We start from the raw sequence: 23,784 nt of genomic DNA, 5'->3' as shown, positions 1-23,784 counted from the left end.
CGGGGGCGGCAGGTTCCGGCGAGGCGTTCCTCAGCCCGGGCGGACGGCCGTCCCGGTCGCGGCGGAGGTGCGGGCGGCCTCCAGAACGGCGAGGGCGGCCACCGCGTCGCGCGGGTCGACCGGGGGCGGGGTGCCCGGGTTGGTCAGGGCGGCGGCGATGCCCGCGTAGAAGGCGGGGTAGTCGCCCGGGTCGGTGGGCAGCGAGATCGCGGACTCGTCGGTGCCGAGGGTGCCGTACTGCGCGGGCCGGTCGGCGCCCCAGGGGTGGGTGCCGTCGGGGCGCAGGCCTGCCCTCAGGTCGGCCTCCTGCGGGTCCATGCCCGGCTTGACGTAGCCGGCGGTGTCGCCGAGGACCCTCAGCCGGGGCCCGATCAGCGGGGTGACGGCGCTGGTCCACAGGTGCGAACGGGTGCCGCAGGTGTGGGTGAGGGCGAGGAAGGCGTCGTCGTCCACCACCGCGCCGTCGCGCCGCACGTCGATCTCCGCGTACACCGTCTCGACCGGTCCGAACAGGGTGAGCGCCTGGTCGACCAGGTGGCTGCCCAGGTCGTACAGCGTGCCGCCGACCTCGGCCGGGTCGGCCAGCTCCCGCCAGCCCGGCTTGGGCTTGGGGCGGAAGCGCTCGAAACGGGACTCGAAGCGGTGCACCCGGCCGAGCGCGCCGCCGCGCACCAGCCGGGTCGCGGTGAGGAAGTCGCCGTCCCAGCGCCGGTTGTGGAAGACGGAGAGCAGGACGCCCCGCTCCTCGGCGAGCCGGCACAGCTCCCGTGCCTCGGCGGCGGTGCCGGCCAGCGGCTTGTCCACCACGGTGGCCAGGCCGGCCCGCAGCGCGGCGCGGGCGAGCGGCGCGTGGGTGCGGTTGGGCGAGGCGATGACGACCAGGTCGAGCGCGTCCGGGTCGGCGAGCAGCTGCTCGGGCGTGTCCACGGCGCGGGCGCCGGGGTGCTCGCGCGCGAGCTGGGCGCGCCGGTCCGGGTTGGCGGTGACCACGGCGTCCAGCCGCAGCCCCGGGGTGGTGGCGATCAGCGGCGCGTGGAACGCGGAGCCGGCCAGGCCGTAGCCGATCAGGCCGACGCGGAACGGGCCGGGGGTCGTCTTCGGGTTCATGCGCCTACTCAATCACGAGGTGCCCGATTGCTCCCGGTTCGGTGAACGGCGCCGGGGAGTGCGGAGGGCGCCCGGGCGGGAGGGTCCTCGGGGAGGGTCCTCGGGGTGGGCGCCGGGCCGGTGGAAGCGGCAGGTGACGCGGGTGCGGGAGGCCGGGGCGGCGCCGGTCCGGTGGGCGGGACGTCCTGTTCCCGCACACCCGGGCGGATTAGGCTGTGCCGGGTCAGGGCCCTCGTACGACGCAAGACGCTGCAACACTTCGGGAGAAACGCACGTGGCAGACCGCAAGCCCATCGAGTCCTGGCTGACCGACATGGACGGGGTCCTCATCCACGAGGGCACGCCGATTCCCGGGGCGGAGGAGTTCCTGCGCAAGCTGCGGGAGTCCGGCAAGCCGTTCCTGGTCCTCACCAACAACTCCATCTACACTCCGCGCGACCTCAGCGCCCGGCTGGCCGGGATGGGGCTGGAGGTGCCGGAGGAGTGCATCTGGACCTCCGCCCTGGCCACGGCCAAGTTCCTCAAGAGCCAGCGGCCGAACGGCACGGCGTACGTGATCGGCGAGGCGGGGCTCACCACCGCCCTCTACCAGGCCGGTTACGTGCTGACCGACAACAACCCCGACTACGTGGTGCTCGGCGAGACCCGCACCTACTCCTTCGAGGCGCTCACCAAGGCGATCCGCCTGATCAACCAGGGCGCCCGGTTCATCTGCACCAACCCGGACGAGACCGGCCCCTCCCCGGAGGGCGTGCTGCCGGCCACCGGCTCGGTCGCGGCGCTGATCACCAAGGCGACCGGCGTCGAGCCGTACTTCGTCGGCAAGCCCAACCCGCTGATGATGCGCGAGGCGCTGAACACCGCCGGCGCCCACTCCGAGACGGCGGTGATGATCGGCGACCGGATGGACACCGACATCGTCGCGGGCATGGAGGCCGGCATGGAGACGATCCTGGTGCTCACCGGCCTGACCGCCGCGTCCGACGTGGAGCGGTTCCCGTACCGGCCGACTCGCGTGGTCCAGTCGATCGCGGACCTGGTCGAGCTGGTCTGACCTCCGCGGTGCTGTCGTGGGCCCCGTTCCGGCCGGTCGCCGGGGCGGGGCCGCTGCGTATCCGGGGAGGGGGCGCCGCGTATCCGGGGAGGGCGTGCTGCGCACCCGGGGCAGGGCCGCTGCGTACCCGGGGAGGGGTCGGGCGGACGCCGGCCGTGGCCCGGAACCCGCTCCGGGGGCGTGAGTTGTCGGTGGGGCTGTGTAGCGTTCGGGGTGAAAGAGGGCGTGCGGCGCAGCAGCCGCGGTGTTGGAGGTAGATGTCGTGACGGACACGGTCGAGGCGGGCGTGGTCGAGGCCGGCGAGGGCGGCGGGCTGGAGCTGCCCGAGTCCTGGCGCGGGGTGCTGGGCGCCGAGACGGAGAAGCCGTACTTCGCGGAGCTGGCGGCCTTCGTGGCGGCCCAGCGCGCGGAGCACGAGGTGTTCCCGCCGAGCGGCCAGGAGTTCGCCGCGCTGGACGCCACCGCGTACGACAAGGTCCGGGTGCTCGTGCTCGGCCAGGACCCGTACCACGACAACGGGCAGGCCCACGGCATGAGCTTCTCGGTGCTGCCGGGCACCAAGACGCCGCCGTCGCTGCGCAACATCTTCAAGGAGCTGGACGCCGACCTGGGCATCCCCGCCCCGGACAACGGCTACCTGATGCACTGGGCCGAGCAGGGTGTACTGCTGCTCAACGCGGTGCTCACGGTCCGCGCGCACGAGGCCAACTCGCACAAGGCGAAGGGCTGGGAGAAGTTCACCGACGCGGTGATCAAGGCGGTGAGCGACCGCGAGGAGCCCGTGGTCTTCGTGCTGTGGGGCAACTACGCGAAGAAGAAGCTGCCGCTGATCGACACCGCCAAGCACGTGGTGGTGCAGGGGGCGCACCCGTCGCCGCTGTCGGCGAAGCTGTTCTTCGGCAGCCGTCCGTTCTCGCAGATCAATGCCGCGCTGGACTCCTTCGGCGCCGAGGCCATCGACTGGCAGGTGCCGAACCTGAAGGAGGCGTGAGCCCCCGCCGGAGCGCCGCCGCGCGTCCCTGAGCACTTCCGGGCGCCGGTGGCCGTGGACCGGACGGGTTCGATGTCCCGTCCGCCCACGGCCACTTGGCGTTCACCGACGGTGGGCGTCGACCGGTGCCGGGTGTGCTTAGCTGGTGCCGACCGGTCGCCGGACCGGTCCCGGGGAGGAGCGGTACGTGCACGGGCTGGGGCGGGCAGGGGCGTTGCGCGGGGCCGTGGGGGCGCTGCTGGCCGGGGTGGTACTGGCGGCCGTGTCCGGCTGCAGCGGGTCGGACGGCGGCGAGCCGCGAACCGGGTCCGCTCCGTCCGCCGCGGGTGCGGCCGACGGCGCGGCGGCGGGCGCGGGCTTCGCCCAGCTTCCCGGCCAGGCCTTCTACGTCTCCGACCGGACCAACGCCGCCCACCAGGTGTCCGCGCTGCGCGGGCAGGGCCGGACGGCGGAGGCCGATCAACTGCTGCGGATCGCCGCCCAGCCCTCCTCGCAGTGGCTCGGCGAGCAGGGCGCCGGGGAGATCGCCGAACAGGTGAGCCGACGGGCCGCCGAGGCGGGCCGGACGGCGGTCTTCGTCGCCTACGACATCCCGCACCGCGACTGCGGCCAGTACTCGGCCGGCGGCGCCCCCGACGCGGCCGCCTACCGGGCCTGGATCACCGGCGTCGCCCACGCCCTCGGCGACCGCAAGGCCTGGGTGGTGCTGGAGCCGGACGCCGTCGCGCACACCCTGGACACCTGCGGGATCAAGGGCGACCTGGCCGCCGAGCGGTACGGCCTGCTGGCCTTCGCCGTCCAGGAGCTGAAGAAGAACCCGAACGCGCGGGTCTACCTGGACGCGGGCAACCCCGGCTGGGCGCAGGACCCGGACGAACTGGCCACCGCCCTGCGCAAGTCGGGCATCGCGGCGGCGGACGGCTTCGCCGTGAACGTCGCCAACTTCTACGACACCGCGCGGAACGCGGCGTACGGCGCCAGGCTCTCCGCGGCCCTGGGCGGGAAGAACTTCGTCATCGACACCAGCCGCAGCGGCAACGGGGCCCTGGGCGGCGACTCCTGGTGCAACCCGCCCGGGCGGGCGCTCGGCGAGCGGCCGACCACCGAGACCGGCCGGCCCGGGGTGGACGCCTACCTGTGGATCAAGAACCCGGGGGAGTCGGACGGCGACTGCGGCCGGGGCGAGCCCCGGGCGGGCGAGTTCTGGCTGCCGTACGCGCTCGGGCTGGCGCAGGCGGCGCGCTGAGGCCGCCCGCGCCGGCCCGGGCGTGACCGTGCGGCGGCGCGGGCCCGTGTGTGCCTGTCCCGGCCGGCCGTGCGGGCCCGGGCGTGACGGCGCGGGCCTCCTGTGACGGTGCGGGGCTGTAGCGGCTACGCGGTGACCTGGATCCAGCGGGCGACCGACGGGGTGCCGGCGGCGTCCGTCAGGAACAGCATGTACCAGCCCGGCGGCAGCAGGTCGGGGTTGCGGGGCAGGGTCAGCGAGACGCCGTCCGCCGTCCGTCCGGCGATGTCAAGGGCCACCGAGCGCTGTTCGACGTCCGTCACGTGGGTGACCGAACTCGGCCGGATCAGCTTGGCGCCGGCGACCGCCTCGGGCCGTGCGGTGCCGACGGCCAGCGTGCCGCCGAGCCCGGCCGCCTGCGGAACGGCACCGAGCTGCGGGCGTTCGCCGTGGTACAGGTACGGCGGGGTGTAGATCTCGATGCGCTGCTCGAAGCCGCCCGGCCGGGTCTCGGCCTTGTCGGCGAAGAGCGGGTTGGAGCCCAGCACGGCGACCCGGCCGTCCGGCAGCAGCAGCGCCTCGGAGTGGTAGTCGCGGCCGACGGCCGGTTCGGCGGCGGTGCTGAAGCTGTTGGTGTCCGGGTGGTACACCTGCGCCTTGAGCAGGTCGCTGTCGCCCCGGCCGCGGTAGCCGCTGGAGCCGCCGGTGGTGAAGACGGTGTCGTCCGGGAGGATCACGCTGTTGAGGTAGCGGGTGCCGCCGGCCGGCAGGTCCGGGCCCGGGGTGAAGGCGGGCGCGGGGGAGGACAGGTCCGCGATGTCGGTGCGGGCCGTGGACAGCGGGGACTCGCCGACGCCACCGCCGCCGAGCACCATCACCTTCTGCGCCTGCGCGGGCGGCAGCAGCACCGATGAGGAGGTCTCGGTGAGGTTGGGGTCGCGCAGGCCGGGGACGGGCTGGAAGGCCCCGGTCGACACGTCCCACAAGCCGGGCTCGCGGCCCTTGTCGCCGGGGCCGTAGCCGCCGTTGGAGCCGGAGTAGAAGAGCTTGCCGGAGGTGGTCAGGAAGATCGCCGGGTAGGTCGGGAAGTAGTGGTCGGGGCCCTTGGACCAGGACTTGGTCCTCGGGTCGTAGACCTCGTTGTCGTTGCCGTCGAGGATCTCCCCGGTGTCGTCCAGGCCGGAGACGGTGACCACCCGGCCGTCGCCCAGCCCGGTCAGCGTCGGGTACCAGCGGGCGTGGGCCATGTCGGTGACCGGCTCGTAGAGCTCGGTGTCCGGGTTGAACTCGAAGGCGGAGCGGATGCCCTGGTACTCCTGCTTGTCCAGGGTGAGCTTCTCGTTCTGTCCGTACATGTTGTGGGCGTCGGTGCCGCTCAGGCCCTTGATCCGGTACTGGGCGGGGGAGTCGGAGACGTAGTCCGGGCCCGGGCCGACCGCCTCCACGTACACTCGCTGCTCGCCGGCGGTGACCACGGTCTCGCGGCCGGAGCCGGTCTTGGTCGCGGCCGGGACGGTCACCGGGGCGGTGCTGGCGTACTCGTGGCCGTTCGGGGCGACGAAGACGGTGCCCTTGGGGAAGGTCCGGTCGCGCTCCGGGCTCTCGTTGCGCACCCGCATGATGCCGGCCGCCTTTTTCACGGCGGCGGCCAGCTTCTCGTAGCGCTGGGTGCCGCCGGCCACCAGAACGCGGCCGTCCGGCAGTGAGGTGTGGCCGCCGCAGAACATGTCGGCCGGGGTGGGGACCAGCTTGTAGGTGTTCGCGGCCGGGTCCCAGAGCAGGCTCTTGAAGGTGCCCGCGTTGAACTGCTTCTCGTCGTTGCCCGAGCCGGCCACGATCAGGACCTTGCCGGTGCGCAGCAGGGTCGCGTGCACGGCGTTGACCCGGAACTCGGCGGGCAGCGACAGGGTCTGCCAGTGGCCGTACTGCGCCTTGTACTCGGGGCGGTTGATCACGTAGTGGTGGTACTGCTCGGAGGCGAAGCCGAGGACGGCCGGCGCGTTCATCCCGGCCACGGTCAGCGCGACGGTGCTGCCGAGGGCGAGGCGCTTGGTGCGGCCGGCCTTGTGGATCTTCACGGTGGGTGCTCCCCTCGGGAGGCGGTCGAGGACGGGGCTGGGGGGCTGGGCTCTGTTCGGTGGGCAGGGGTCGGCGGGTGCTGTCCGCGGGTGCTGTCAGTGAGGGGATGTGCCGCTGCCGGCGCGGTCGGGTGCGGGGCGGTCGGGTGCGGGCCGGCTGGGCGACGGGTCCGGTGCCGTGCGTGCGGGCGGCGAGGTGCGGGGGTCGCGGGCGTGGCGCGGGCGGCGCTTCTCCAGGAGGACCGTCGGGGTGGCCGTCGGGCCGCCGGTGACGGTGAGGTTGGCGGTGGGGCGGGTCCGGCGGCGGCGGACGGCGTCGCCGGCGGTGATCAGGACCGGCAGGAGGGTGAGCACCAGGGCGATCCAGGCCCAGGCGCGCATCGCGGCGTGGTCGTAGCCGGTGACGTAGGAGGCGGTGATCGCGCCGCCGAACACCAGCGTCCAGAACAGGTGGAAGCGGAAGGTGCCGAGCCGGTCGGTGCTGGCCGAGCGGCCCTTGGGCGTCACCACGAAGCGGCTGCGCACCCGCAGCAGCGACTGGAGCAGCGAGGCCGCGTAGACCGGGCCGCAGAGCGCCGACATCACCATTCCGGCGACCCCGGAGGAGCCGGCCGGCTCGTGCGGGCTCACGTTGTGCTTGCGGTTCCAGGTGTAGAGCAGGAGCTGGAGCGCGGCGGCGTCGCTGTAGAGCATCATCCAGATCTCCGAGGAGACGTGCACGCCCGATGCGCCGAAGCCCAGGTAGAGAACGCTGGACAGGCCGCCGAGCAGCCAGGTGAGCGCCGCCATCGGGTAGAAGCCGACCATCAGCGTGTAGTTGAGCAACCGCCCGGGGGACAGCTGCCACAGCACCCGCCAGTACTGGGTGAAGAGGGTCTCGTAGGTGCCGCGGCTCCAGCGCAGTTGCTGGGAGAAGAAGTCGGTCCAGGAGGACGGTCCTTCGCCGACCGCGAGCACGTCCGGGGTGTACACGGACTTCCAGCGTTCTCCGGTCTCCGGGTTTCGGCTGCGGTGGAACTCCAGACCGGTCGCCATGTCCTCGGTGATGGAGTCGTACAACCCGCCGATCGACTGGAGCGCGCTGATTCTGACGGCGTTGTTGGTGCCCACGAACATGGGCGCGCCGTAACGGTTTCCGGCGCGTTGGACGAGGGCGTGGAAGAGGTACTGCTGGCTCTCGGAGAATTTGGTGACGGCCGAGCCCGAGCTGCGGTAGTTCCCGTACACCTGGGGGCCGACCACGAATGCCACGTCGGGGTCGCGGAAGTAGCCGAGCATCCGTTCGCAGAAGTCCGGCAGCGGAACGTGGTCGGTGTCCACGGACACCCAGAACTCGTAGTCGTCGCCGTGGGCCTGGAGCCAGGCGTTGTAGTTGCCGTGCTTGGTGCCGGCGCGGAACCTGCCCTTCGGCCGGTTCCACTGCGGCCGGCCGGCGCGGCTGAAGTGCCGCACGCCCAGCTCGGCGCAGAGCTCCCGCATTGCAGGATCGTTTCCCTCGTCCAACAGCCAGACGTCGTAGGGTCCGTCGTGTCGTACGGCGCGGGCCGCGGTCAGCGTGGCCCGGACCATCTCCGGCGGCTCCTTGCCCGGCACGCAGGTCGTGAGGAAGGCGACCCGGGTGCCGGGCACCGGCGTCACCGGGACCGGGTCACGGGCGACCAGCGTGGCGTGGGTGTTGGAGACGACGTTGACCAGCCGGAACACCTCGACGACGGCGATGATGCCGATCATCACCTTGTCGCCGAGCAGCACCAGGGTGTTCGTCTCGTCCAGCCGCTCGGGCCAGTGCTCCGGCAGCAGCAGCCAGACCAGCAGCACCGCCTCCACCACCGGGGCGGCGACCATCAGGAGCGCGGCGCGGATCCGGTGCGGCTCGCGACGCAGCAGGCTGCGGTACCGGACGCGGTAGGGGGCCGCGGGCGGTGGCTCGTACGGGGTGGGGCCGTGCGGGGGAGAGGCGTGCGGGGCGCTCGCCGAAGCGGGGCCGTACGGTGCGGCCGGTTCGGGCCAGTAGACGCCGCCACCGAGTTCGTCGTCCTCGTCCGGGTCGTACGCCGGGCCCGCGAGACGGCTGAAGTGGCCGTAGTCGTACGGAGCTTCGGGTGCGGGAACGGCACTGAGGGCGGCCTCGTCCAGCTGCCCGGCACCTCGCCCGCCGGCCGTTCCGGCGCCCTTTCGCCGCGAGAACGGCGTGGTCATGGCTGCTCCCCCCGGAGTTCGCTCCGTGCTCGGCTCGCTCGGCCTTCGCGTGGGCCTGCCTCGACTCGGAGCCGTCCGGGTGGAAGCCGGTGGAACCGGCCGGAAGCGGCTGGAACGGGACCGGGTGAACTGCGCTTCTCAGGCAGTTCCCGGGCCGTCCAGCGCATTCGCCGGGTTCCGCCGGTTCTGTCGCGCGTCGGTACGGGGGCTTCGAATCCGGGATCCCGATGCACGTTCCAGCTTCCCCTCCGGGCGCTCCGGGATCCTTGGCCCCATCAACTCTCCCCGAGTGCACCGGTGATCGCAACCAATCCGGGAGATCGCCGCCGCCCAAGCATGAAGATGCCACGGTTCCCGGCCGGTCCGGCGGGCGTTGGTGCTATTGCGGTGAATTCGCCCGGGCCCGGGCGGCGATCCGTGGAACTCGGGTGCGGCGGAGGACTGTTGAGAGGGGCGGTCGCGGTCGCGGTCGCGGTCGCGGTTGCAGGGGCGGGGGCGGCTGCGGGGCAGCGCAACGGCCGGACCGCCCCACGGGCGATCCGGCCGTTGCGCCCGGGGCCGGGCCGGTCAGCGCGGAGGCAGCAGGGCGGCGCCGGTCGCGGCCCGGACCTCCGTGAAGTCCACGCCGGGCGCCGTCTCCACCACCCGCAGCCCCTCCGGGGTCACGTCGATCACCGCGAGGTCGGTGACGATCCGGTCCACGACTCCGCGACCGGTCGCCGGAAGTGACAGCTCGTCGACGATCTTCGGCGAGCCGTCCCGGGCGGTGTGTTCCATCACCACGATCAGCCGGCGGGCCCCGTGCACCAGGTCCATCGCGCCGCCCATGCCCTTGACCATCTTGCCGGGGATCATCCAGTTGGCAAGGTCCCCGGTGGCCGACACCTGCATCGCGCCGAGTACCGAGACGTCGATCCGCCCGGCCCGGATCATGCCGAAGGAGAAGGCGGAGTCGAAGTACGAGGCGCCGGGAGCGACCGTCACCGTCTCCTTCCCGGCGTTGATCAGGTCGGCGTGCTCGGCGCCCTCCTCCGGGAACGGGCCGACGCCGAGGATGCCGTTCTCCGAGTGCAGCACCACCTCGACGCCCGGCGGGAGGTGGTTGGGGATCAGGGTGGGCAGGCCGATGCCCAGGTTCACGTACTGGCCGTCGCGCAACTCGCGGGCGGCGCGGGCGGCTAGGGCGTTGCGCGGGTCGAGGTCGAGGTCGGGGGCGGGTGCGGAGGTGGGTGCCGGGGTGGGGGCGGCGGTCTCGGTGGGCATCGGGTCAGGCCTCCTGGAGTGCGGGGCGGACGGTGCGGCGCTCGATGCGGCGGTCCTCGGGGTCGGCGGCCACCACCCGGTCGACGTACACCCCGGGCAGGTGCACCGCGTCCGGAGGGAGCTCGCCGGGCTCGACGATCCGGTCCGCCTCGACCAGGGTGATCCGGCCCGCCGCCGCGCAGAGCGGGTTGAAGTTCCGGGCGGCGGCGTGGAACACGCAGTTGCCGTGCCGGTCCGCCACCTCGGCCCGGACCAGGGCGAAGTCCGCCGTGATCGCCTCCTCCAGCAGGTACCGGCGGCCGCCGAACTCCCGGACCTCCTTCGGCGGGGAGGCCAGGGCCACCGAGCCGTCGGCCGCGTAGCGCCAGGGCAGCCCGCCCTCCTCGACCTGGGTGCCGACCCCGGCCGGGGTGAAGAACGCGGGGATGCCGGCACCACCCGCCCGCAGCCGCTCGGCCAGGGTGCCCTGAGGGGTCAGCTCCACCTCCAGCTCGCCGGAGAGGTACTGCCGGGCGAACTCCTTGTTCTCCCCGACGTACGAGGAGGTCATCCGGGTGATCCGGCCGGCCCGCAGCAGCAGGCCCAGCCCCCAGTCGTCCACCCCGCAGTTGTTCGACACCACCCGCAGTCCGGTGGTGCCGGAGTCGGCCAGGGCGCCGATCAGCGTGCTCGGGATGCCGCAGAGGCCGAAGCCGCCGACGGCCAGCACCGCGCCGTCGGGGATGTCCCCGACCGCGTCGGCGGGGGAGTCCAGGACCTTGTCCAAGGGATCACCTCATGAGGGAGTGGGAGGAGGGGAGTGGGAGGAGGGGAGTGGGAGGAGAGGGGAGGGAGGAGAGGGGAGGGGCGGAACGGCGGGGCAGGGAGGGGCAGCGGGCCAGGAGGTGACGGCCAGGAGGTGACGGGGAGCGGGGAGGGACGGCCGGCGGGCCCGGGAACCGCGCGGAGCCCGTGGCCGTACCAGGCCGGGCTGGGGTCCTGCCTGGGCCGGACCGGGCGGGTACGCCGCTGGGGTGGCTGCCGCCGGACGGGCTCCGCGCCCCTCCACCGTCACCGGGCGGGGGCCGCCGCAACCATGGCAGCCACCCCCATGGATGGGTGCGGAGTCGTGTCGACAGGACACACCCGGGTGCCCGGAGGGCCCCGGAGGCCCGGCGGTATGTCGGCCGGAACCACATCCGGACGGGCTGATGCGTCAACTGGGCACATGTCGCCACTCCCACCGCACACCTACGGTTCCCGCATTCACCCCGCCGCACCTCAGGAGTCGGTCACCATGCGCAGCTCGACAGCCCCCTCCCGGACCGCCGCCGGCGCCCGTCCGGGCGACTCCCTGACCGGCGGCCCGGCCCGGAAGCTCGCCGCCCTCGCGGCCTGCGTCCTGCTCGCCTCGGGCTGCGCCAAGGCCGGAACGGCCGGGACGAGCGCGGCGGACGGTGGCGCCAAGGGCCCGATCAAGGTCGGCCTGGTGTACTCCAGGACCGGGCCGCTGGCCGCCTACGGCAAGCAGTACCTGGAGGGCTTCAAGGCCGGCCTGAGTTACGCGACCAAGGGCACCGGCGCGGTCGACGGGCACAAGATCGAGTTCGAGGAGCAGGACGACGCCGGCGACCCGGCCAAGGCGGTCTCCGCCGCCAAGGACCTGATCGGCAAGGGCTACAAGGTGCTGGCCGGCTCCACCGCCTCCGGCGTGGCCCTCCAGGTCGGCCCCATCGCCGCGCAGAACAAGGTGCTCTTCATCAGCGGCCCGGCCGCCGCGGACAAGGCCACCGGTCTGAACAAGTACACCTTCCGTTCCGGCCGTCAGTCCTACCAGGACATCAAGACCGCGGCCTCGTTCGTCGGTGACGCCAAGGGCAAGAAGGTCACCGTGCTTGCTCAGGACAACGCCTTCGGCCAGGCCAACGTGGCCGCGGTGAAGGCGGTGCTCGGCGGTGAGGGCGCGACCGTCGATCAGGTGCTCGCCCCGCCGAGCGCCACCGACCTCACCCCCTTCGCCACCCAGGCCAAGACCGCCAAGCCCGACCTGCTGTTCGTCGCCTGGGCCGGCGACACCGCCTCGGCCCTGTGGACGGCGCTCAACCAGCAGGACGTGTTCGCCGACACCAAGGTCGTCACCGGCCTCGACCTGGCCGCCTCCTACCCGCTGTTCGGCCCGGCAGGCGAGAAGATCTCCTTCCTGAACCACTACTTCGACGGCGCCGCCGGTACCCCGGTGGAGAAGGCCATGACCGAAGCCGTCTCCGCCGCCGGAGGGAAGACGGACATCTTCACCCCGGACGGCTTCACCGCCGCCCAGATGATCGTGCACGCCGTCGAGTCCAACCACGGCTCCGCCGACGACACTTCGGCCCTGGTCAAGGCCCTGGAGGGCTGGAGCTTCGACGGGGTCAAGGGGAAGACCACGGTCCGCGCCGAGGACCACGCCCTGCTCCAGCCGATGTTCCAGGTGCGGCTGACCGGCAGTGGCGCCGCCGCCAAGCCCTCGGTGGAGAAGACCCTGACCGCGGACGAGGCAGCGCCCCCGGTCACCCCGATGGCGGGCTGATCCCGATGCCCGCCCGTACTGCCTCCACTCCTTCCTCCTCCTCCGCTCAGGGTTCCTCGTCCGTGCGTTCCTCCGCGTCCTCCTCCCCGGTGCTGCGCCTGGACGGGCTCGGCTGGGCCGTCCGCGGCGTGCCGATCGTCGAGGACGTCTCCTTCTCGGTCGGCGAAGGCGAGTTCATCGCCTTCATCGGGCCCAACGGCGCCGGCAAGACCTCCCTCTTCAACCTGATCTCGGGCATCTACCCGGCGACCCGCGGCAGCCTCCACCTCGATGGCGCGGACGTCACCACCGAGGCGGTGCACGCCAGGGCCCGCCGCGGTCTCGGCCGCACCTTCCAGACCTCCTCCCTCTGGCCGGGGATGACGGTCGCCGACCACGTCCGCCTGGCCGCCCAGGCGGCGGCCGGGCCGCGCGCCTCGTACCGGCTCTGGCGTCGCGCCGACCGGTACGAGCAGCAGTTGGCCGACACCCTGGAACGCACCGACCTCACCCACCGCGCCGACACCCTGGCCAGTGCGCTCTCGCACGGGGAGAAGCGCAAGCTGGAGCTGGCCGTCCTGCTGGTCTCCGAGCCCCGGCTGATCCTGCTGGACGAGCCGATGGCCGGGGTCAGCGCGGAGGAGGTGCCCGCCCTCACCGAGCTGATCCGTTCCGTGCACCGGGACCTGGGCCGGACCGTCCTGATGGTCGAGCACCACATGGATGTCCTGCTCGGCCTGGCCGACCGGCTCGCGGTGATGCACCACGGCACGCTGCTCGCCCTGGACACCCCCGAGGCCGTGATGGCCGACACGACCGTGCAACAGGCCTACCTGGGTGAGGCGTTGTGACCTCCTCTCCGTTCTCCGCTCAGCGCCCCACTCTTTCGGGGCGCTCCGCCTCCTCGCCGTCCTCCGACACCGTCCCCCTCCTCTCCGTCCGCGATCTGCGGGTGGTCATCGACGGGCTGCACATCCTGCACGGGGTCGACTTCGACGTGGCCCCCGCCGGGGTGACCGCGCTCCTGGGCCGCAACGGCGCCGGCAAGACCACCACCGTCAAGGCCGTCATGGGCCTGGTGCCGCGCACCGGAAGCATCCGGCTCTCCGAATCCGAGCTCTCCTCCCTTCCCACGCATCTGGTCGTTCGTCACGGCATCGGCTACGCGCCCGAGGACCGGGGGATCTTCGCCGGCCTGACGGTCGCCGAGAACCTCCGCCTCGCCGAGCGCGCCGCCGGGAGCGGAGGCGGAGGCGCGGCCGGTGAACCGGACTACGCACTCGTCCACGAGCTCTTCCCCGAACTCAAGCAGCGGGCCGGGCAGTTGGCCGGGACGCTCTCCGGCGGCCAGCAGCAGATGGTGGCGATCGGCCGGACGCTGCTCAACCGCAACCGGCTGATCATCGCCGACGAGCCCACCAAGGGCCTGGCCCCGAAGATCGTCGCCGAGGTGGCCGAGGTGCTGGCGCGCGCGGCCGAGGCCGTGCCCGTCCTGCTGGTCGAGCAGAACCTCGCCCTCGTCCGCCGACTGGCCGGTACCTGCGCCGTCCTGGCCGACGGCCGCACCGCCCACCGCGGCGACACCGCCGAGCTGTTGGCCGATGAGGAAGCCGCCCGCCGCCTGCTCGGCGTCGGCTCCCGCCACCCGCTCGCCGGCGGGCCCCGGCCCGCCGCCTCCCCGGCCGCCCCCGTCGTCACCGCCGAGGTGAAGCCCTGATGGACACCGTCGTCCTCCTTTCCTGTACCGGACTCGGTCTCGGTGCGCTGTACTTCCTGGTCGCCTCCGGTCTGTCGCTGATCTTCGGTCTGATGGACGTGCTCAACTTCGCGCACGGCGCCCTGCTCTCCATCGGCGCCTACGCCACCTGGTGGGCCGGCGCCGAGGCCGGCTTCTCCTTCTGGCTCGCGGTGCCGTTCGGCACCCTGGTCGGGACGGCCGCCGCCGTCCTGTTGGAGCTCTTCCTGATCCGGCCGCTCTACAGCCGCCCGCGCGACCAGATCCTCGCCACCGTCGGGGTCGGGCTCGCCGTACCCGCCCTGCTGATGGGGGTCTGGGGCGCGGATTCCCGTCCCTTCCCCCAGCCGGAACTGCTGTCCGGTACCTGGCACGTGCTCGGGGCGACCGTCCCGGTCAACCGCTTCGTGCTGGTGGCCGCCGCCGCACTGCTGCTGCTCGCTCTTCGGTTGTTCCTCGCCCGCACCCGCTACGGGCTGATCGTCCGGGCCGGCGTCGAGGACCGGGCGATGGTCACGGCGCTCGGCATCGATGTCCGGAGGGCGTTCACCCTCGTCTTCGCCCTCGGTGGGGCGGCCGCCGCGCTCGGCGGCGCCCTCGGCGGCCTCTACTTCGGTTCGGTCAATCCAGGCCAGGGGACCGGCCTGCTCATCTTCGCCTTCGTCGTCGTGGTCATGGGCGGCATGGGCTCCGTGACCGGAGCCGCCGTCGCCTCGGTGGGCGTCGGCCTCGTCCAGCAGTTCGCCAACTACTACACCGGCGCCGGTCTCGGCGACCTCTCGGTCGTCGTCCTGCTCGCCGTCCTGCTTCTCGTCCGACCCCGTGGACTCACCGGGAGGCTCGCGTGAGCGCCGAAACACCGATCACGAGCACCGGTGGCCCCGCGGCGAGCCGCAGCGCCGCCGCTCCGGCAGGGGGGACTGACACCGGCCCTGCCGTGACCGCCGTGCCGGAAGAGGGGACTGACACCAGCTCCGCCGACACCGCCACTGTGGCAAGGGGGACTGACACCGGCCTTGCCGAGACCCATTGTGAACACAGGAACGGGCCCGACGCCATCCCTCGAACAGGTGATTCAGTCACTAACCGCTGGACAGGCATGCACAGAGCGCTACGCTGGTGGCCGATCGCCCTGCTGATCACGTTCCTTGTCGCCCCATACAGTGCGCTTCCCGTCCCGGGACTGCTCGACGGCCCGCTCGGCAGCCCCGGCAGCCTCCAGCTGCTCGCCCTGTGCCTGCTCTACGGGGCCCTCGCCACCGGTTACGACCTCCTGCTCGGTCGGACCGGACTGCTCTCCTTCGGCCACGCGCTCTACTTCGCGACCGGCCTGTACGCCACCGATCTCGGCATGCTGGAGCTGCGACTGCCGTTCGCCGCCGCCGCGGTGTTCGGCGTCGCCTGCTCCGTGCTGCTGGCCCTGCTGCTCGGCTCGGTCAGCCTGCGCGTCACGGGCATCGGATTCTCCATGGTCACCCTCGCCTTCGCCCAGGCCGGCTCGATCCTCGTCCAGCGCAACCCCGGCGGGGTCACCGGCGGCGAGGAGGGCCGCTCCGCCCCGGCCGACCTGCTGCCCGCCGGCCTCCTCGGGATCGAGAACACCGCCAACCTGTACTGGATCGCCGTCGGCTACCTGGTGCTGACCGTCGCCGCGGTCCACTGGGCCGTCAAGTCGCCGATGGGCCGGGTCTGGGAGGGCATCAAGGAGAACGAACGCCGGGTCGAGGTGCTCGGACTGCGGCCCTACGGCTACAAGCTGGTCGCCTTCGTGCTGGCCGGCGGGCTCGCCGGGCTGGGCGGGGTGGTCTACCTGCTGCTGACCGGTGGCGCCACCCCGCAGGCCGCCACCTCGGACGCCACGCTCGCGCTCCTGGTGATGGTCGTCCTCGGCGGCTCCGGCACCCGCTGGGGACCGCTGCTCGGCGGTGTCCTGTACACCTGGGCGAGCCACCGGCTCGGCGACCTCGCCAACTCCTCGACCGTCGCCGACCTGCCGGCGGTGCTGCGGGTGCCGCTCTCCCAACCCCTGTTCCTGCTGGGCGCCCTGTTCGTCGCCGTGGTCTACCTGCTGCCCGGCGGCCTGGCTAGACTGCCTGCCCGCATCCGCACCGCCCGGTCCGCCCGCTCCGCCTCGGTGCCGGCCGGTCTCGGAACCGCCCACCCCACCGGAGGTACCCCCGCGTGAGCCAGTCGCCGCTGAAGCCCGAGGAGTTGACCGTCCCCGTGCCCGGTGGGGACCTGGCCGTCCTGCGCTGGCCCGCAGACGACCCGCAGGCCCCCACGATCGTGGCGGTGCACGGCATCACCGCCAACGGCCTCGCCTGGTACGAGGTCGCCCGCCGGCTCGCCGGCCGGGTCACCCTGCTCGCGCCCGACCTGCGGGGCCGCGGCGCCAGCCGCTCGGTCGCCGGACCGTACGGGCTGGCCCGGCACGCCGACGACGTGGCCGCGCTGATCGGCGCCCTCGGCCCGGGGCCCGTCACGGTGGTCGGCCACTCGATGGGGGCCTGGGTCACCGCCCTGGCCGCCGTCCGGCACCCCGACCTGGTCCGCCGCGTCCTGCTGGTCGACGGAGCGGTGACCTTCCCGTTGCCGCAGGGCGTCCGCGAGGAGGACGCCCTGGCCGCGGTGCTCGGCCCCGCGCTGGCCCGGCTGTCCACGACCTTCCCGGACCGGGACGCCTACCGGGAGTTCTGGCGCGGGCACCCCGCCTTCGCCGGCGAGTGGACCGAGGGGATCGACGCCTACACCCAGCGCGACCTCGTCGGCACGGAGCCCGAACTGCGCTCCTCCTGCGTGCTGGAGGCCGTACAGATCGACGGCGCCCAGGTCCTGCTGGACGAGGACGCGGCCGGCGCCGTGCACCGGCTGCCCTGCCCGGCCGACCTGCTTTGGGCCGAGCGCGGCCTGCTCGACGAGCCGCAGGGCCTCTACGACCACGCGCGGCTCGAACTGGCCCGGCTGGACACGGACCGGGTGCCCGCCGCACCGGTGCCCGGCACCAACCACTACTCGATCCTCTGGGGCGCGGCCGGGGCGGACCGCATCGTCGGCAACCTGCTCGCGGACACCCCCGCCGCCGAGTAACCGGCCGGGCTCGGGGGCGGGCCGAAACACCGGCGACCGGCACGCCAACGGCCGGGACGACAGCGACCGGCACGCCAACGGCCGGGACGACAGCGACCGGCACGCCAACGGCCGGCGAGGGCTCCGACCCCCGCCGGCCGGTGCCGGTGGCCCGTTCCCGCGCCCCTCGGCGCGTCAGCCCGCCGTGCCGAGGAAGCTCTCCCAGCCGCCCGCCGGCGCCTGGCCGACGTTGAGCGAGCGCAGCTTGCGCAGGGTGGACTGGTCCTGCACCTCCAGCCACTCGACCAACTGCTTGAAGGAGACCAGCCGGACGTCGGGCTTGCCCGCGACGGTCTTGAGGGTCTCCTCGACGGCGTCCATGTAGATGCCGCCGTTCCACTGCTCGAAGTGGTTGCCGATGAAGAACGGCGCGCGGTTGCTGTTGTAGGCGCGCTCGAAGCCCGCCAGGTAGGAGTTGGTGGCCTGGGTGCGCCAGTCGCCGTACTTGGCCGGGTCGCCCTTGGTGCTGCCGCTGGACTGGTTGGCCAGGATGTTGTAGTCCATCGAAAGGACCTGGAAGGTGTGCCCGGGGAACGGGATGGACTGCAGCGGGAAGTCCCAGACCTTGCCGTCCTGCACCTTCTGCGGCCATATCTGCAAGCCGCCCGAGGAACTGGCGTCGTACTTCCAGCCCAGCTTGGCGATGGTCGGCAGCAGCGCCTTCTGGCCCTCCAGGCACGGGGTGCGGCCGCCGATGAGCTCCTTCTTGTAGTCGAAGGGGAGCGGGTCGACGTCGGTGAAGCCGGTGTTGGTCCGCCACTGGGTGACGAAGCCGATCGCCTGGTCGATCTCGCTCTGCCAGTCCTCGGGGGTCCACATGTTGACCCCGTTCTTGTCCGGGCGGCTGGAGCAGAAGTGCCCGTTGAAGTGGGTGCCGATCTCGTGCCCGGCCAGCCAGGCCTGGCTGATGAGCTTGAGCGTGCTCTTCACCGCGCCGTCCGACAGGTACGGGATGTCGGAGGCGCCGACCGAGTGCTTCGGCGGGTGGTACAGGTCGGCCTTGCCCTTGGGGAGGGCGTAGATGCCCGAGAGGAAGAAGGTCATCGTGGCCTTGTGCTGCTCCGCCAGCTTCAGGAAGCGGGGGAACTGGCCGTCCTCGGTGCCGCCGGCGCCGTCCCAGGAGAAGACCACGAACTGCGGCGGCCGCTCGCCCGGCTTGAGCTTCTCGGGCTTGGGCTGGTTCGGCTGCGGTCCGGTGTCCGCGTTGGAACCGTCGCCGATCGGGGCGCCCTTGGGCACCGCCGACTGGGGGCCGGGGCCGCCGCCCTGGGTGGTGCCGGTACCGCCGGGTCCGGAGGAGGAGGCACCTTGTCCCGAGCCGGATCCGCCGCTGGAGCAGGCCGCGACCGCGCCGAGGGCCGCGGTCGCGGCGGTTGCACTGAGCACCGTCCTGCGCGAGATGCTGGTCATGGTCTCCCCTGGGTACCGATGCCGGTGGTGAGGGCGGCCCGCGGCCGCACCGGTCAAATCGGGCAATTGATGAGTATTCCGCCGTTAGCATGTCATGTCGCCGCGGCGGCTTCCAAGGTCGCCGAGCGCTGACGACTCCCAACACGCCTGGCGCATCCGGCTGGGCTGCGGGGATGCGCCGACTGTTGCCGTCCTGTGACGCTTCCCACCCCGTGCGGCCCGGTCAGTACGCTACCGCCGGTCGATCGGCCCGCCACCGGAGTTCGTCGTCGTTCGGCCCGATCGGTCGCCCTTTTGGGAAAACTTTTGCCCCTTGCGGGGGCGGGAGGCCCGAAGCCCGCCAGGGGAGGGCCGGCCCGGGCGGGCGTGCGGAAAGACGTGCGGAAAGAGGAGTGCCGGCCCGGGCGGGACTGCGGAAGCCGCGCGGGACCACGGGAAAGGGGGCCGCCGCAGCGGGACCGTCGCAAGGGGCGGAGGGTCGGCCGGGAGCGGCCGCTGGGCGGACCGTCAGAGTGCGGCGAGCCGCCGGGTGCGGCGCACCATGCGCGCGATCGCGGTGCTGATGGCGGTGGCCGCCGCGCAGGAGACCACGAGGCTCAGCCAGGCGGTGTTGAACCAGTGGCTGTTCAGCCAGCCCAGCGTCACGATGTAGGCGGCCCAGACCAGCGCCGCCAGTGCCGACCAGTGCAGGAACCGGTGCGGATGGGCGGGGGAGTGGCCGATGGCCAGGTCGAGGACGGTCCGCCCGGCCGGGACGAACCGCGCGACCACCACCATCGCGGCGGCCGCCCCGTGAGGGCGTTCGATCAGGGCCTCTTGGACCCGGGCCACGCTGGCCGCCAGTTTGGGGCGCCGGGCGAGCCGGCGGTGCAGCACCGGGGCGCCGCGCCGGGCCAGGTTGAGCAGCAGCAGGTCGCCCAGGAAGGAGGCCACCGCCACGCCCAGCCCGAGCATCAGGGGCGCACCGTCGATCTGCGCGGTCTTGAGCACGGCCAGGATGACCAGTGTTCCGCTGGGGATGAACGGAAGGAGGGCGTCCCCGAGCACGGCGACGAGCGCCAGCGCGCAGATCCACGAGGATCCGGTCGCCGCCACGAAGTTCAAGGCCCTTTACTCCCTCCACGCCTCCCGAGGGAGCAGGTGGCTGCAGGGGTCAACGCTAGCGCCTCGACTTTTCATGCCATGAAGCACCCCGGTATGGCATGGGTCACGGTCGCTGATTCCGGCCGCGCCGTGGGGCGGGGAACTGCGCGTCCGGGCCGGTCCGGGGCGCCCGGGTGGAGGACCGCCGCCGAAACCGAACGAGCCCCCGGGGCGGGGTGCCGCGCCGAGGGCTCGCAGTGATCGTCCGGTGCTGGTCCAGCCCGACGATCTTGCTGGTGGAGTGCGGATCCCGCTCCGGCGACCCGCTCCCGGCCCCAGCCTGCCGGACGCCGGCCCCCGGTCGCGAGTCCTGGCGCTGGCGACTTCCGGCGCTGGCGGGAAGTCGCCAGCCGTGTCCGCCCGCTGGCTCTGCGTCAGCCGAACGGTCGGTCGACTTCCGCGCGAAATGGCCGAAACCCGCTCGGACCGTGGCCGGACGACACTCCGAAAACGGGAACAGCGGGGCCCCGGCCGTGGTTGACCCCCCTCGGCGACAGCGACCGGCGGGCCATCCGGGACCGCGCGGTCACCCACGACGGCCGGCCCGAGGACGGCGGCCAGGAGGGCGGACGGGATGACCACCGAGGACCACCAGGAGCGCGGGACCGGACCGCAGACCGGACCGGCGGCCGGCGCGGCGATCCGCGGCACCGCCCGCGGGACGGCGCCCGCGCCGCTCTCGATCCTCGACCTCGCCACCGTCGGCGTCGGCCACACGCCCGCCGAGGCCCTCGCCGCCACCACCGAACTGGCCCGCCGGGCCGAGCAGTGGGGCTACCACCGCTTCTGGGTGGCCGAGCACCACGGCATGCCCGGAGTGGCCAGCTCCACCCCGGCCGTCCTGCTCGCCCACCTCGGGGCCAACACCACGACGCTGCGGCTGGGCTCCGGCGGTGTCATGCTCCCCAACCACGCCCCGCTGGCCGTCGCCGAGCAGTTCGGCCTGCTGGAGGCCCTGCACCCGGGGCGGATCGACCTCGGACTCGGCCGCGCCCCCGGCACCGACCCGGCCACCGCCCGGGCGCTGCGCCGCGGCCTCGCCGAAGGCGCGGACGACTTCCCGCAGCAGCTCGCCGAGCTGACCCACTTCCTCGACGGCGACTTCCCGGAAGGCCACCCGTACGCCCGGCTGACCGCCGTCCCCCGGGGCGAGGGCCGCCCGCCGGTCTGGCTGCTCGGCTCCTCCGGCTTCAGCGCCCAGCTGGCGGGCCGCCTCGGCCTCCCGTTCGCCTTCGCCCACCACTTCAGCAGCACCAACACCATCCCGGCGCTGGACCTCTACCGCTCGTCCTTCCGCCCCTCCGCCGTGCTCGCCGAGCCGTACGCGCTGATCGGCGTGAGCGCGGTCGCCGCCGACGACGAGCCCTCGGCCCGGCGCCTCGCCCGCTCCGCGGCCCTCGGCATGCTCCGCCTGCGGCGCGGCAACCCCGGCCCGATCCCCACCCCGGAGGAGGCCGAGGACCACCCGTACAGCCCGGTCGAGGCCGACTTCATCGACAGCTGGCTCGACAACGTCGTGCTCGGCGACCCGGGCCGGGTCGCCGACGGGCTGGAGGCGCTGCGCAAGCGGACCGGCGTGGACGAGCTGATGGTCACCTCGCACATCCACGGCCACGAGGCCCGGCTCCGCTCGTACGGCCTGATCGCCGAGGCCTACGGCCTGACGGCGGCGTGACCTCGACGGCGGCGGCGTGAGCTCGACGGCCTGACGGCACCGGGACCGACGGCGCCCGGCGTGACCGAGCAGCGTGACCGGGCACCGGGACCGACGGCCCGCCGTCCGGCCGCGTCCGCCGCGGCGGCCGGGCCCGGTCGCCCGCCCCGCATCTCCCGCCGGTCGCCCGCCCGTCCTGCGGCTACCGGCCGTTCAGGGCGGGGCGGCCCTCGCGGAGTATGGCCGCGACCAGCTCGGCCTCGCCGGGGCGGGCGAAGTACCAGCCCTGGGCGGTGTCGCAGCCGGTCAGCCGCAGGCGCTCGGCCTGGGCGGCGCTCTCGATGCCCTCGGCGGTGACGGTCAGGCCGAGGGTGTGGGCGAGCTGCACCATCGCGCCGACGATCTGCTCGTCCGCGTCGCTGCGCCGGGAGCGGAGCTCCGGGCGGCCCGGACGGTCCGTCGGGGCGGGCTCGCGGAAGCCCTCGATGAAGGTGCCGTCGAGCTTGAGCACGTGCACTGGCAGCCTGGAGAGGTAGGCCAGGTTGGAGTAGCCGGTGCCGAAGTCGTCGATCGCGATCCGCACACCCATGTCCGCGAGTGCCTGGAGGGCCTGGAGCGGGCGGCCGCCGGGGCCGAGCAGGGCGCTCTCGGTGATCTCCAGCTGGAGGAGCCGGGCCGGCAGGCCGGTGCGTTCGAGCGCCCGGGCGACGTCGGCGACGATGTCGGAGTCCCAGATCTGGCGGGCGGCCAGGTTGACGCTCACGAAGGTCTCGGTGTCGGGGAACTCGGTGAGCCACTGCCGGGCCTGCCGGCAGGACTCCTCCAGCACCCAGGTCCCGAGCGGCACGATCGCGCCGGTCTCCTCGGCGAGCGGGATGAAGCGGTCCGGGGAGAGTGTCCCGTAGCGCGGGTGGCGCCAGCGGACCAGCGCCTCCGCGCCGTGCACCGCACCGTCGGCCAGGCCGACCAGCGGCTGGTACTCGATGGTGAACTCACGGCGCTCCAGGGCCGGGCGCAGTGCGGTGGCGAGCAGCTGCCGGGTGAGCTGGTGGGCGCCGCGGTCCGGGTCGTAGAGGGTCCAGCGGGCGCGGCCGTCGGCCTTGGACCAGTAGAGCGTGGCGTCGGCGTCCTTGACCAGGTCGGTCGGGGTGGTCTCGTGCACGGACCGCTCGACCACGCCCACGCTGGCGGTGATCACCAGCCGGTGCCCGGAGACGTCGAAGGGACGTTCCAGCACCTCCAGGATCCGGGCGGCCAGCTCGGTCAGCTGCTCGCTGCCCAGGCTGTCGGTGACCAGGACGGCGAACTCGTCGCCGCCCATCCGGGCCACCAGGTGGGTTTCCCGCCCGTCGAACCCGCGCCGCAACCGGGTGGCGACGGCGATCAGCAGCTGGTCGCCGATGTGGTGGCCGAGCGCCTCGTTGATCGCCGCGAAGCCGTCGAGGTCCAGGTAGCAGACCCCCACCCGGCGTTCGTCCGCGGCCTCGGCCGGGCCCGGCTGGTCGTCCGGCGCGAGGCAGGCGGCGTCGAGCCGCTCGAAGAAGTAGGCCCGGTTGGGCAGTCGGGTCAGCGGGTCGTGCAGGGCCTGGTACTCCAGCCGGTCGCCGAGCCGCCGCTGCTCGGTGATGTCCTCCACCAGGGCGAGGGTGTAGAGCGGATCGCCGGCGCCGTCCCGGATCAGCGAGACGGTGACCTTGCTCCAGACGGTGTGGCCCTCGCGGTGCTTGAGCTGCTTCTCCACGCGGAACCGTTCCCGCTCCCCGTGGACGAGCTCGGGGAAGAGCCGGTCCGGCATGCCCTCCGGGTCGATGATCTCGTGCAGGTGGGTGCGGGCCAGTTCGCCGACGCCCCGTCCGATCAGCGTGGCGAAGGCCGGGTTGACCTCGATGATCCGGTCCTCGGCGTCGATCAGGGCCATGCCGATGACGGCGTCGCAGAAGGCGGCCCGGAACCGGGACTCGCTGGCCCGCAGCGCCGCCAGCAGCCGGTCGGTGCCGGCGACCTCCCGATCGGTGCCCTCGGCCGCCCGGCCGCTGCGGCCGGCGAGCCCCCGGTCCCGGTGGGCGTCGTCGGTGAGCGGGGCCGAGCAGGTGGGGCAGAGCAGCAGCTCCGGCTCCGCGAGCGTCCCGCAGGCGCCGAGGGAGGTGGCGGCTCCCGTGGCGGGGGCCGGTCCGCCGGATCCGGTGGTCGGTCCGCCGGGGACGGCGGCCGGTTCCAGGACCGGCGGGGCGAGGTGGCGGTGGCGCGGTGATTCCTCGTGCCGCACGCCCGG

Annotated in this window: 18 protein-coding genes; 10 read left to right on the top strand and 8 right to left on the bottom strand. The window is 73.3% G+C overall.

Annotated elements, in window-relative coordinates; genetic code table 11:
* Nucleotides 1–30 precede the first annotated feature (30 nt).
* Entirely contained in the window at nucleotides 31–1,107 is a 1,077-nt protein-coding gene (locus ACWGJO_RS10175) for a Gfo/Idh/MocA family oxidoreductase (protein ID WP_452183008.1), read from the bottom strand.
* Between the two features lie 274 nt (nucleotides 1,108–1,381).
* Between ACWGJO_RS10175 and ACWGJO_RS10170 the strand changes: the two genes are divergently transcribed.
* The 3 genes from ACWGJO_RS10170 (at nucleotide 1,382) to ACWGJO_RS10160 (ending at nucleotide 4,398) form a co-directional block, all read left to right on the top strand.
* Nucleotides 1,382–2,161, top strand: a complete 780-nt coding sequence (locus ACWGJO_RS10170; RefSeq protein ID WP_387691752.1) for an HAD-IIA family hydrolase — start codon at nucleotides 1,382–1,384, stop codon at nucleotides 2,159–2,161.
* A gap of 262 nt (nucleotides 2,162–2,423) precedes the next feature.
* Complete coding sequence (locus tag ACWGJO_RS10165) at nucleotides 2,424–3,152, top strand: uracil-DNA glycosylase (RefSeq protein ID WP_452183007.1); 729 nt, start codon at nucleotides 2,424–2,426, stop codon at nucleotides 3,150–3,152.
* Nucleotides 3,153–3,339: 187 nt separating this feature from the next.
* Entirely contained in the window at nucleotides 3,340–4,398 is a 1,059-nt protein-coding gene (locus ACWGJO_RS10160; RefSeq protein ID WP_452183006.1) for a glycoside hydrolase family 6 protein, read from the top strand.
* 125 nt (nucleotides 4,399–4,523) lie between these two features.
* Here ACWGJO_RS10160 and ACWGJO_RS10155 read toward each other — a convergent pair whose 3' ends face one another.
* From ACWGJO_RS10155 to ACWGJO_RS10140, 4 genes are all read right to left on the bottom strand, one after another.
* Nucleotides 4,524–6,455, bottom strand: a complete 1,932-nt coding sequence (locus tag ACWGJO_RS10155; RefSeq protein ID WP_452183005.1) for a galactose oxidase-like domain-containing protein — start codon at nucleotides 6,453–6,455, stop codon at nucleotides 4,524–4,526.
* 96 nt (nucleotides 6,456–6,551) lie between these two features.
* The gene (locus ACWGJO_RS10150; protein WP_452183003.1) at nucleotides 6,552–8,654 is read right to left on the bottom strand and encodes a glycosyltransferase family 2 protein; all 2,103 of its coding nucleotides are present in this window, start codon (nucleotides 8,652–8,654) and stop codon (nucleotides 6,552–6,554) included.
* A 567-nt stretch (nucleotides 8,655–9,221) separates the two neighbouring features.
* The gene (locus ACWGJO_RS10145; RefSeq protein ID WP_452183002.1) at nucleotides 9,222–9,917 is read right to left on the bottom strand and encodes a 3-oxoacid CoA-transferase subunit B; all 696 of its coding nucleotides are present in this window, start codon (nucleotides 9,915–9,917) and stop codon (nucleotides 9,222–9,224) included.
* Between the two features lie 4 nt (nucleotides 9,918–9,921).
* Nucleotides 9,922–10,683, bottom strand: coding sequence for a CoA transferase subunit A (locus tag ACWGJO_RS10140; RefSeq protein WP_452183000.1), 762 nt, complete (start codon nucleotides 10,681–10,683; stop codon nucleotides 9,922–9,924).
* Between the two features lie 510 nt (nucleotides 10,684–11,193).
* On the opposite strand from ACWGJO_RS10140, the gene ACWGJO_RS10135 reads away from it, so the two are divergent.
* The 6 genes from ACWGJO_RS10135 (at nucleotide 11,194) to ACWGJO_RS10110 (ending at nucleotide 17,266) form a co-directional block, all read left to right on the top strand.
* On the top strand, nucleotides 11,194–12,465 hold the full coding sequence (locus tag ACWGJO_RS10135) for a substrate-binding domain-containing protein (protein ID WP_387691764.1): 1,272 nt from the start codon (nucleotides 11,194–11,196) through the stop codon (nucleotides 12,463–12,465).
* A 62-nt stretch (nucleotides 12,466–12,527) separates the two neighbouring features.
* A complete protein-coding gene (locus ACWGJO_RS10130) occupies nucleotides 12,528–13,295 on the top strand; it encodes an ABC transporter ATP-binding protein (protein ID WP_452182998.1) in 768 nt (255 codons plus the stop codon).
* Between the two features lie 95 nt (nucleotides 13,296–13,390).
* Complete coding sequence (locus ACWGJO_RS10125) at nucleotides 13,391–14,161, top strand: ABC transporter ATP-binding protein (RefSeq protein WP_452183041.1); 771 nt, start codon at nucleotides 13,391–13,393, stop codon at nucleotides 14,159–14,161.
* Nucleotides 14,161–15,027, top strand: coding sequence for a branched-chain amino acid ABC transporter permease (locus ACWGJO_RS10120; protein WP_380539014.1), 867 nt, complete (start codon nucleotides 14,161–14,163; stop codon nucleotides 15,025–15,027). Before ACWGJO_RS10125 ends, ACWGJO_RS10120 begins: the two co-directional genes overlap by 1 nt.
* A 251-nt stretch (nucleotides 15,028–15,278) precedes the next feature.
* Nucleotides 15,279–16,364, top strand: a complete 1,086-nt coding sequence (locus ACWGJO_RS10115) for a branched-chain amino acid ABC transporter permease (RefSeq protein WP_359901853.1) — start codon at nucleotides 15,279–15,281, stop codon at nucleotides 16,362–16,364.
* Entirely contained in the window at nucleotides 16,361–17,266 is a 906-nt protein-coding gene (locus ACWGJO_RS10110; protein ID WP_452182997.1) for an alpha/beta fold hydrolase, read from the top strand. The genes ACWGJO_RS10115 and ACWGJO_RS10110 overlap by 4 nt, the downstream gene beginning before the upstream one ends.
* Before the next feature lie 174 nt (nucleotides 17,267–17,440).
* Here the strand turns inward: ACWGJO_RS10110 and ACWGJO_RS10105 are convergent, their stop codons facing one another.
* Nucleotides 17,441–18,715, bottom strand: a complete 1,275-nt coding sequence (locus tag ACWGJO_RS10105) for a hypothetical protein (RefSeq protein ID WP_452182996.1) — start codon at nucleotides 18,713–18,715, stop codon at nucleotides 17,441–17,443.
* 507 nt (nucleotides 18,716–19,222) lie between these two features.
* On the bottom strand, nucleotides 19,223–19,810 hold the full coding sequence (locus ACWGJO_RS10100; protein ID WP_359901955.1) for a DedA family protein: 588 nt from the start codon (nucleotides 19,808–19,810) through the stop codon (nucleotides 19,223–19,225).
* A 622-nt stretch (nucleotides 19,811–20,432) separates the two neighbouring features.
* Here ACWGJO_RS10100 and ACWGJO_RS10095 point away from each other — a divergent pair.
* A complete protein-coding gene (locus ACWGJO_RS10095; protein WP_452182995.1) occupies nucleotides 20,433–21,533 on the top strand; it encodes an LLM class flavin-dependent oxidoreductase in 1,101 nt (366 codons plus the stop codon).
* 181 nt (nucleotides 21,534–21,714) lie between these two features.
* Here ACWGJO_RS10095 and ACWGJO_RS10090 read toward each other — a convergent pair whose 3' ends face one another.
* On the bottom strand, nucleotides 21,715–23,778 hold the full coding sequence (locus tag ACWGJO_RS10090) for a putative bifunctional diguanylate cyclase/phosphodiesterase (protein WP_452182994.1): 2,064 nt from the start codon (nucleotides 23,776–23,778) through the stop codon (nucleotides 21,715–21,717).
* Nucleotides 23,779–23,784: the final 6 nt, after the last annotated feature.

It is taken from the genome of Kitasatospora sp. NPDC054795 (genome assembly GCF_053611565.1).
Note: the sequence above shows the minus strand (reverse complement) of the source record. Positions and strands in the feature narration are given on the sequence as shown.